10 protein-coding genes are annotated in these 9,525 nt (G+C 64.5%); 7 read left to right on the forward strand and 3 right to left on the reverse strand.

What is annotated here, in order from left to right:
* Positions 1-65 precede the first annotated feature (65 nt).
* From DEI84_RS15440 to DEI84_RS16060, 7 genes are all read left to right on the forward strand, one after another.
* Entirely contained in the window at positions 66-803 is a 738-nt protein-coding gene (locus tag DEI84_RS15440; RefSeq protein WP_146236290.1) for a hypothetical protein, read from the forward strand.
* 223 nt (positions 804-1,026) lie between these two features.
* Entirely contained in the window at positions 1,027-2,082 is a 1,056-nt protein-coding gene (locus tag DEI84_RS02555) for an LLM class flavin-dependent oxidoreductase (protein ID WP_110889540.1), read from the forward strand.
* A gap of 340 nt (positions 2,083-2,422) precedes the next feature.
* Entirely contained in the window at positions 2,423-2,983 is a 561-nt protein-coding gene (locus DEI84_RS02560) for an NADPH-dependent FMN reductase (protein ID WP_110889541.1), read from the forward strand.
* Positions 2,984-3,552: 569 nt separating this feature from the next.
* Positions 3,553-4,320, forward strand: coding sequence for a restriction endonuclease (locus tag DEI84_RS02565; RefSeq protein WP_181420321.1), 768 nt, complete (start codon positions 3,553-3,555; stop codon positions 4,318-4,320).
* A 697-nt stretch (positions 4,321-5,017) separates the two neighbouring features.
* A complete protein-coding gene (locus tag DEI84_RS02570; protein ID WP_220032857.1) occupies positions 5,018-5,689 on the forward strand; it encodes an adenylate/guanylate cyclase domain-containing protein in 672 nt (223 codons plus the stop codon).
* Positions 5,689-6,402 carry an adenylate/guanylate cyclase domain-containing protein gene (locus tag DEI84_RS02575; protein WP_110889544.1) on the forward strand — a complete coding sequence of 238 codons (714 nt, stop codon included), beginning with the start codon at positions 5,689-5,691 and terminating at the stop codon, positions 6,400-6,402. The genes DEI84_RS02570 and DEI84_RS02575 overlap by 1 nt, the downstream gene beginning before the upstream one ends.
* Complete coding sequence (locus DEI84_RS16060; RefSeq protein ID WP_375537636.1) at positions 6,387-6,926, forward strand: Pycsar system effector family protein; 540 nt, start codon at positions 6,387-6,389, stop codon at positions 6,924-6,926. The genes DEI84_RS02575 and DEI84_RS16060 overlap by 16 nt, the downstream gene beginning before the upstream one ends.
* Before the next feature lie 388 nt (positions 6,927-7,314).
* Here the strand turns inward: DEI84_RS16060 and DEI84_RS02585 are convergent, their stop codons facing one another.
* Genes DEI84_RS02585 through DEI84_RS02595 form a run of 3 tightly spaced genes read right to left on the reverse strand, consistent with a single transcriptional unit; the run spans position 7,315 to position 9,436 of the window.
* Entirely contained in the window at positions 7,315-8,343 is a 1,029-nt protein-coding gene (locus DEI84_RS02585; protein ID WP_110889546.1) for a hypothetical protein, read from the reverse strand.
* Entirely contained in the window at positions 8,343-8,588 is a 246-nt protein-coding gene (locus tag DEI84_RS02590; protein WP_146236291.1) for a hypothetical protein, read from the reverse strand. The genes DEI84_RS02585 and DEI84_RS02590 overlap by 1 nt, the downstream gene beginning before the upstream one ends.
* Positions 8,585-9,436, reverse strand: coding sequence for an antitoxin VbhA family protein (locus DEI84_RS02595; protein WP_146236292.1), 852 nt, complete (start codon positions 9,434-9,436; stop codon positions 8,585-8,587). Before DEI84_RS02595 ends, DEI84_RS02590 begins: the two co-directional genes overlap by 4 nt.
* Between the last annotated feature and the right edge of the window lie 89 nt (positions 9,437-9,525).

The following is a 9,525-nucleotide window of genomic DNA, read 5'->3' on the forward strand; positions in this document are numbered from 1 at the left end:
CGGATGCCTGCCCCGGAGATCTTCCGCATGCTCGATGAACGACGAGAAGACGCGGAGGAGAAGTGATGATGGCTGATCACGGCGGGCACCCGAGTGCAGCCCCGGACGAGCATTCCGGTTCAGCTGACTCCGCCGCTGACGCTGTCGGCGGTATACCGCTGCCATCCGCGGAAACATCCCACACAGCCCTGCCGGATCGACCAGCGGCGTTCTTCAACGCGCTGCTCACCGAGCATTTCGTGCTCGAAACGGCCCGCGGAATCACAGTCAGTGAATCGAGCAGCCGCGCCGCTTTGTACCTGACAACTCTGTCCAGTTCCCTGGTGGCGTTCGGGTTCCTCGCGGATACTCCTGCAGCCGCACCATTCCTCGCAATCGTCATCCCAGTGATCTGCGTGCTCGGGATATTCACCTACGAACGGCTTGTGCAGACCTCCTTAGAAGACGTTGCCGCCTTAGATGCCATGCAAAACATTCGCCGCTACTACGCCAAACTCCTACCGGGAGCAGAGGCGTACTTCCGGCGTCCTCGCGGACGAAACGCGTTGAACGAGCTGCTCGACATTGGTGTCGGCGGGTCAAGATGGAACGGTTTCTTTACCATCTCGACGGCGATCGGTGTGGTCAACTCGATGGTTGCAGGTGCCGGCGCGGCCGTACTGACCTACCGGTTTGCAGACATCACCATCGCCGTGACCGTCGGCGTCGGCGTCGCGGTCCTCGCTGTCCTCGGTCACCTGTCGTTCCAAGTGCGTCAATATCAGCGATTGGTCCACATCATCGTCGAGCACCACCAGCGGTAGGAGTCTGGAATGCACCGCACTTACTGTCCGCGCCGTATTGGACTGGTGGCTCGCCAAGCGAGTCAAAGCACTTCTCAGCGACCCGTTATTAGGAACGGAAGCTTGAGCGACGACCGTCCATTCAGAAGGCGACTGCGTCCGCGGTGCTCGGTTGCCTCTTCGCTCGCGCGCCTGCTCGAGCGGCAGTAAACACATGGTTGAAGCCAAAATGAAGAGAGGCAAGATGCCCGGTATTACCTTCGGCCTCGACACGTTCGGCGACGTCCCCACCGACGACGACGGCGCGTTCGTCAGCCACGCCCGGTCGATCCGGCAGCTCGTCGACGAGGCGGTCATCGCGGACGAGCTCGGTGTCGACGTCATCGCCGTGGGTGAGCACCACCGACCCGAGTTCTCCGTGTCCTCGCCCGAGACGGTCCTCGCCGGTATCGCCACCGTGACGAAGCGCATCCGCCTCAGTTCGGGTGTGACAGTGCTCTCATCAGACGACCCGGTCCGCGTCTTCGAGCGCTTCGCCACGGTCGACGCGCTGTCCGAGGGGCGCGCCGAGGTGATCCTCGGCCGCGGGTCCTTCACCGAGTCGTTCCCGTTGTTCGGCTACGACCTCGCCGACTACGACGTCCTGTTCGAGGAGAAGATCGAGCTGTTCGCGCAGCTCCTGCGCGAGGAGCCGGTCACCTGGAGCGGGACGACCCGTGCGCCGCTCGTCGACGCCGACGTCTTCCCGAAGACCGAGCACGGCCTGAGCACCTGGGTCGGCGTCGGCGGCTCCCCGCAGTCGGTCGTGCGGACCGCGCAGTACGGGTTCCCGCTCATGCTCGCGATCATCGGCGGGCAGCCCGAGCGCTTCGCGCCGTACCTCGACCTGTACCGCCGGGCCGCCGAGCAGTTCGGCACGACGGCGTACCCGGTCGGCATGCACTCGCCCGGCTTCGTCGCCGACACGGACGAGGAGGCCACGGAGCTGTTCTGGCCGCACTACCGGGTCGTCCGCGACCGGATCGGTGCCCTGCGCGGGTGGCCGCCGGTGACCCGCGCCGAGTTCGACCGCGAGGTCGCCACCGGCTCGATGTACATCGGCTCGCCGGAGACCGTCGCGCAGCGGATCGCCCACGCCGTCGACACGATGGGCGTCGGCCGCTTCGACATGATCTACACCTCCGGCGGCCAGTCGATGCGGGCCCGCACCCGAGCCGTCGAGCTGTACGGTGGCGTCGTCGTCCCCCGGGTGCGCGAACTGCTCGCCGAGCGCGCAGACGATGGTGAACCCTCGGCATGACCAACAGGGGTACGCCCGTTGACGGCTCTCCTTGCCGCTGCAAGCGCCCCGGAAGGCGTCCGGCTGATCCTCTTCAGCGTCAGCTCGATAGCAGAGCCTGCGAAGGCCAAGGAAGTAGTCGCCTAGGCCGGCGTCGTCGTGCTCGCCCTGCCGGACGGGCGTCTCGACAGGGTCACAACCTCGCGCCTTCGCAACCCAACCACTGGTAGACGAAACAGTCGCCCTCGGCCGCAAATCAGTGCCCGTGGGCGCCAACGACATGATGCCGCAGCACACCCCACCTTCTTCCCGCTCCGAGCGGGAAAGCACCACGACACCACCTCGAAAGGGACCAGCCCTCATGTCAGAACTCCGCATCGCCGTCATCCTCGGCAGCACCCGACCCGGCCGCAACGGCAAGGGCGTCGCCGACTGGGTGATGGCACAGGCAGCCGACCGCGAGGTCGGCTACGACCTCGTCGACCTCGCCGACTACCCGCTGCCCCACCTTGACGAGGCCGCGCCGCCCGCTACCGGCGCCTACGCAAACGACCACACCAAGCAGTGGTCGGCGAGGATCGCACAGTACGACGGGTACATCTTCGTCACCCCCGAGTACAACCACTCCACCTCCGGCGTGCTGAAGAACGCCATCGACTACCTCTACAACGAGTGGAACAACAAGTCTGCCGGCTTCGTCTCTTACGGCAGCCTCGGCGGTGCACGCGCCATCGAACACCTCCGCGGCATCTCCGCCGAACTGCAGCTCGCAGACGTACGTCAGCAACTCAGCTTCTCGCTCTTCACCGACTTCGAGAACTACAGCACCTTCAAGCCAGGACCGCAGCACACCGATGCTGCCCAAGCCCTGTTCGACCAGATCGAAGCCTGGGCCGGGGCACTCAAGACGCTCCGGACCTGACCTCACCAGACGCAGGAGTGCGTCGGAGCTGTGCGCACCACGGAAGCAACGCACCCGACCGACTTCGGCAGGCCGGGTGCGTTGCTGTGTGCGAGCAGAACGCAACGGATACTCGCCTGACGGATGCGCCACCCACAAGGCGATCCGTCGCCGGGCACATCAGGGACCGCCGTAAATGAGGACCGGTGAGGTGCGGTTGTCGGAGGCGTTCTGCGCTTCGCATGGGGGCACTGTCACCCTGTCCTCCAGTAGGCGACCCAGCTACGCGGCGATGGTGTCCCAGTGGCCGATCGGCTACTGAGACATGCCGGACGGTTCTACAAGCCGGTCACGTTTCGTGTTCACGATGCTGTCGTTGCGCTCAAGTTCTCGGGCTTGCCCTGACGGCTCGATCGACGGAATCACGGGGGCTTCACGTCAAACGCGCACTGCTGCTTTGAGAAGCGAGCGGAGCGTCGCGAGCGCCTGCACCAGGCATTCGGCTGTGAAGACAGTCCTCGACGTCGTCGTGCCGAGCGCCCCGCCGACGGGGACCACACCGGGTCCGGCGATTCGGGCAAGGTATACGGGTGAGCGAGACGATCAAGGGCCGAGACGGCACCGCGACCTTGGCCGACGGGTTCCTGACCTTCGACTTCGGCTTCTCCGCCCGCCTCGCGAAACGCTCGCGGCAGTCCCGCATACCTATCGACCGTATCCATCAAATCGAGTACCGCGACGACACTCACCTGCTGCGGGTTCGAGTGCGCGGTTGGTCCTTCTCCAAACGTGCGCGCGAAGACGGCTGCTCCTTCCGGTTCGGCAGCCCCGACGGCTACGCCCTCGCCGCCCGCCTCGTCGACATCACCGGAGCTAGCCTCGCCCCGATCGACGACACCCCGAGCGACGGACGAGTGGCGGTTCCAGCGGCACCGACCGGGGCGTACGGCGTGCGACCGTTGCCGCAGCCGTACGGGGTTTCGCACGAAGGTGCGGAAGCCCTGGCCGCCGCGTGGCTGGAATGGCTCGGGTTCCGCGGCGCGGAGGCGACGACCTACTCGGGCGACGGAGGCATCGACGTCCGTCAGGCGGAGTGGGCGGCGCAGGTGAAGAACTACGCCTCGAGCCGGACGGTGGGACGGCCCGAGGTGCAGAACCTCTTCGGAGCCGCGTCCGCCGAAAGCAGGCGCGGCGCGTTCTTCACCTCCGGCTCCTACACGTCCCACGCGGTCGACTTCGCCGACCGAACCGGCGTCGCCCTGTTCCGTTACGACGCCGTTGCCGGAACCATCCGCGGCGCGAACGGGGCGGCACGGAGCCTGGTCGCCACCGCATCAGCGGCGCACTCGCTCACCTGACGCACTGTGGAGCCCGCCCAAGCCGCAGCTCTTGCGACCTGCGTGAGCCGAAGCGGTAGGACCGCGACGGAGGATCCGACCGTAACCGGCATGCCACTCCGTCTCGGCTGCCTGAAGTGATCAACGCCAGCCCATCTCAGGGCCGGTGCCTTCAAAGCCGAACCCGCACAAAACAGCGGAGCCCCGGCCCTCGGTGGGCTCAGAGGCACGTTGGTCGTCCGGCCGAGCGCGTCCGCGGTCGCAGCGCCGAACACGAAGCCATAGCCTCGCGTCACCGGGGCTGAGCCGCTGAGCGGACCGACGGATCCAAATTGAACTACGCGGCCTGGAACTCGTCGGCGAGCTCGGGACGGACGCCGACCCGACCGAGCAGCTGTGGACGATCGCGACGTACCCCTCGGCAGCGAAGCGGTCCCGGCGCCGGGGTCGTCAGGTACGCCTCAATGCCGTCGGCGTCTCCGATAGTCGTCATCTGTCGATGACTCCCCCGTGGTCACGGTCAATGGAAGCTTGCCCGTCTCGACGGCGGTCGGCTCGAACCGGTGATGACTTCGACCTGCAGGCTCGTGAGTCGTCGTCGGTAACGTTGACCCACGCGGACGCGGTGTCGCTGAAGTTCAGAATTGTCTCCGAAAGTCGGTAGCTTGGCCTCATCGGTGAGCGAGGAGGCTCTGTGTACCCAACGATCGAGTCGTCGGTGAACGACATCTTCACTGCCAGCTGGAACATCACGAAGGGGATCAAGGTCCCCACGACAGAGGACGTCGTGATGAAGAACGGGGGGCGGTTGGTCAATGCGACCTATCTTTACGCGGACCTCGCGGGGTCCAGCAAGCTCGCTCACACGATGAAGAAGGAGACGACGGCAGTCATCATCCGGGCTTACATCAACTCGGCGGCTCGCATCCTGCGCCACTTCGGCGGAGAGATCCGAAGCTTCGACGGGGACCGCGTGATGGCGATCTTCATGGGGGAGGACAAGAACCGCAAGGCCGTAGAAGCCGCGTTCGCGATCAATTGGGCGGTCTACAAAGTCCTTCGGCCGGCAATCGAAAACAAGTGGAACGACGTCTCAAAGAGCTACACGATTGCTCACGGCATCGGCATCGACACCGGGGAAGCGCTGATCGTGCGTGGCGGCGTACGTGAGCACAATGACCTGATCTCGATCGGAGACGCGCCAAATGACGCTGCCAAACTCAGCGAGGATCGGACGTGGTGGATAAATGTTACGTCTGCTGTCCACGATGACTTGGGAGATGAGCAGCTGTACATCGACGGATCGTCCTTTTGGACGCCCTCGAACGGTTCGGGATCTCTCGGGACGTACACCAAGCTGTACCACAGCAACGGCTGGCGGTCAGTCTGATGACTCGCAAGGACGACCTGACCCTCGCCGTCGACGTGATTGCTCTCGCCAAGTTCGACACGCGTGTCGGCATCACTGTGCCGACGACTGACACGGTCAAGCTCACTAACGGAGCCGTCTATCTCGATGCGGTGTACTTGTACGCCGACATGGCTGACTCAACAGGCATGGCTCAGAACTTCGACGAGATTGACGCGGCGAAGATTGTTCGCGCCTACCTCTCAGCCGTCACGCGAGTACTCAAATTCCGTGACGGTGAGATCAGGAGTTACGATGGCGACAGGGTGATGGCCATTTTCGTCGGGAACGATGCCGCTACCAAGGCAGCGAAGGCCGCGCTAGAAATCAAGTGGGTTGTGGACAATATCGTTCACGAGGAACTCGACCTGCTCGTCAGCGCCTACAGTAAGAGCACCTGGAACCTGAGTCATCGCACCGGGATCGACACGGGTGAGGCATTCATCGTCCGTGCAGGAGTGCGAAATGCCAACGACCTGGTCTCGATCGGGGATGCACCCAACATCGCGGCCAAGCTCAGCGAGGAGAAGTACGGGCGCACGATGATCACGCAGCGGGTATGGGACGCAATGAGCTATGACACTTGCTTCAGCAGCAAGGGCGGCAAGGCAATGTGGACCTCGCCAGAACTCAAGCGGGTCGGCACCCGCGTAGAGGAAGTTCGCCACTCAAACTGGGGATGGGTCGTGAATTGAGGCGACGGGAGCAGAAGAACGCTGCAGTCGAACAAGCCTGGCGAATACATGACGCTCAGGTTGCATGGACTGTCGCCGTAGATGCGAAGGCGTCGTTCTCCTTCGCACTACAGTCAGCGATCATCGCGGCAGTCGGGGCACTTGTCGCAGCTGACCGCGTGTTCCGTGACCTCCACGACTGGCGGAACTGGTTCTTACTTGCGGGCGGGGTGGGTCTTGTGACGGGAGTCGGATTCGCAGCGGCGGTCGTGGCACCGCGCCTGAGGCCGCACCATCTCAGAAAGGAGTCCGCGACGAACTACATCTACTTCGGACACCTCCGGCACTGGAAGGACCGCGCCTCGGAACTCGCTGCTCGCCTCCCCAGCGATGACATGCTTCCTCAACTGACGCGGCAGATCGTCATCATGGGTGATATCGCGTGGCGGAAGCATAGGTGTGTGCAGATCTCAATCTGGGCCGGAGTGGCCGGAGGAGCGCTGTTACTCGCGTACGCGGTCCTGTCGACTTTGCCTGCGAAGTGAATCACAGCGACTAGCTGCACCGTAGACAACTTATCCTCCGCTAGCACCAACCGATTCATCAGTCGGCCTTGGCTGACAACAGACTCGCACCGATTGCGGCTGTTGCTTCATCTACCGATCGCTACTCCTGTCGAGTGAGATCAGATCGGAACTCGCTGGGCTGTCGCTCGAGCGGCCCAATTCGCTTCGGACCGTTTTGCGCGAAGACCGCACCGCCCAGGTCCAGAGGCTTTCGGTACTCCTTGCGTCACTGATCGATAGCCGGTCGTCCACCGGTCGGGGTTGGTCCGTCGGTCGGCTGAGCGTCGTCGTGTCGCAGATAGCCCGGCGATTTGATTCTCACGGAGCTGCCCGAGGCGGACGCCGATGGGTTGACACGCAGAGCGTCTCAGCTCGGCAGGTTGTGTCGGAGGTCGTAGCTGGTGTCGGCGAGGAACTGAAGACGGTTCCGCACTTCCTCGAGGGATGCTGCGTCGTCGTCGTTGCGCATGTCGGCGCGGAGGAGCGTGTTGGCGGTGACGATGTCGTCGGTGCGGTCGGTGTAGCCAACGGCTGCTGCGGTGAGGAAGATGGCGGGGTCTGCAGGCCGGATGAGTTCGGTGCGGGAATAGCCGACCGTGTCGGGTTCGAACCCGAGCGCTGCCATGTCGAGTTCCTGATCGGTGAACGCGACGAGCCGGTACGGCATCGCACGTTCGCTGATCGCCGGGTAGCCCGGAAGTTCTGAGATGCCGCGGCCGGAGATGCGGCAGCCCGCCTTGATCAGCCGTTCCGCTTGCTCCGTGAGCGGCAGGTCGGATGTCAATCGGGTTCGGATGCCGCCGGGGCCGGGATAGCAGGCAATGGCGAAGTCGATCAATCCACCGACGTGTCGTGATTCCCAGCCGGTTTCAGTGCGGTGGACGCGCTTGCCGAGGCGGGCGAGCGCGTCATCAACCTGCCCCGCAGTGAGACCGGATTCGACGAGGCTGTCGAAGGTGGCGCCGTTGATGGCGAGCATCCGGGCGACGGCGAAGGTGATGTAGATCGGTGCGGCGTCCTTCCACCGCTCCTTCGTGCCGAGGGCCTGCTTGCCGTCGATCCAAACGCGGCGCCGGTCAACGTCGACCAGCAGAACCGTCGCGGTTTGCTCCGCGAGCGCGATCTGCGTCGCAGTGACGGTCTTCGGCGCAAGGAGCAGCAGTTCCGCGTCGTTCGTGTCGTCGTCGCGCGGGCGCTGTGCCAGCGTCGGGAAGCGTGCGCGGCGGCCGTCTGCGAGGCGGATCGTGTCGTGTGACTCCACGACCGCACGAAGCCCTGCGAGTTTCAGGACAGACAGGGTGTCGGTGAGGTCGGTGGTGTCGCCGAGCCCGTACGGCATCGTGATCTGCGGCCGCCCGGCGTAGGCGGCGTTGACCCATTCGAGCCCAGGCATCATCAGCTGCGCTCTTTCGGAGTGTCGGGTCGGGTGAGGGCGATGAGCCACCGGGTTTCTTCGAGGAAGGGTTCCCAGCCATCGCGGGTGTCGCCGTGGGCTGGTTCGCAAAGGTTGCCGGTGTCGGTGCTGCGGATGATGACCTGCCGCAGCACGGGGCTGAGTGGGTCGCGGAAGAACACGTGCCCGTGGACGCCGGTGGCGTCGTAGGCGACGTTGAGGAGGAACAGGTCGGGGCGGCTGGTCATGGTCGCCACCGTCGTCCGCGGAAGAGGGCGATGATCGTTGTCAGCGGTCGGCCTTCTCGCATCCAGTCCAACGGTGTCAGGACCCGGTCGTCGACGGTGAGGAAGTCCAGGGGTGTGGTAATGAACTCCGTCATCGCTGCTGCGTCGAGGAGTGGTTGCGGTGCTGCCGCGTAGAGGACGTCGAGGCCGGGCAGAAGTGAGGACGGGTCGCCGAACTCGGGGAGTGCGGGTCGGATGAGTTGCCAGTCGGGGATGCGTTCTTCGCCGTCGAGGTCGAAGCTCGTCAGCCGGTTCGCTTCGAACAGCTCGCCGACCTCGTCGCTGCTGATCTGTAGGGCTGCAGCGACTTCTGGCTCGGTGAGGGTGCTGTTGAGGAGGTGTCGGCGGATGCGGGCCTGCGTGGTCTGCCACCAGTCCTCGGGAACGTCCGCCGGGCCGACCGCCGAGTGGTCGGGTTGGCGGGGGATCTGTCGGCCTTCGTCGGCGTATGCGCTGAGCTGCTCGCGGGTGACTTCACCGCGGGCGTACATCCACAGCTGCGACTGCCATGGCATGTCGTCCGGGAACCCTTCCAAGTAGCCGGAGTGGATCACCGCTCGGACGGCCTTTTCCCGCTTCGCGATCTCGGAGGCGGGGATGAGGAGGGTCTGCACGATGCGATTCGCTTCCCGCACCGCCGGCACGCTCAGGTCGGACAGGACCGTGTTGGTCCTGTCGTAGAGCTCGTAGCCGGGCTCGACGTCGGTGGGGCGGACGAGGATCTGCGCCAGGTGCGCGTTCGGGTTGTCGGTGTCCTCGAGGAGGACGTGCCCCCAGAGGATCCGGTCGTTCGAGAGGTGCATGGACACCAGACGCATCATCGTCAGTACCTCCAAAAAAGTCGGGCGTGGTGCGGGGTGGGTCAGGACTGGTCAGGGTCTGTCTCTTATACACATCT

The sequence above is a fragment of the Curtobacterium sp. MCBD17_023 genome, from assembly GCF_003224415.1.
Taxonomy (GTDB): Bacteria; Actinomycetota; Actinomycetes; order Actinomycetales; family Microbacteriaceae; genus Curtobacterium.

What these genes read in the sequence shown, in the direction of transcription:
- DEI84_RS16060 (WP_375537636.1), top strand. Translation starts at nt 6,387, where the DNA reads ATGGGTCGTGAATTGAGGCGACGGGAGCAGAAGAACGCTGCAGTCGAA.
- DEI84_RS02555 (WP_110889540.1), top strand. Translation starts at nt 1,027, where the DNA reads ATGCCCGGTATTACCTTCGGCCTCGACACGTTCGGCGACGTCCCCACC.
- DEI84_RS02560 (WP_110889541.1), top strand. Translation starts at nt 2,423, where the DNA reads ATGTCAGAACTCCGCATCGCCGTCATCCTCGGCAGCACCCGACCCGGC.
- DEI84_RS02575 (WP_110889544.1), top strand. Translation starts at nt 5,689, where the DNA reads ATGACTCGCAAGGACGACCTGACCCTCGCCGTCGACGTGATTGCTCTC.
- DEI84_RS02590 (WP_146236291.1), bottom strand. Translation starts at nt 8,588, where the DNA reads ATGACCAGCCGCCCCGACCTGTTCCTCCTCAACGTCGCCTACGACGCC.
- DEI84_RS02585 (WP_110889546.1), bottom strand. Translation starts at nt 8,343, where the DNA reads ATGATGCCTGGGCTCGAATGGGTCAACGCCGCCTACGCCGGGCGGCCG.
- DEI84_RS15440 (WP_146236290.1), top strand. Translation starts at nt 66, where the DNA reads ATGATGGCTGATCACGGCGGGCACCCGAGTGCAGCCCCGGACGAGCAT.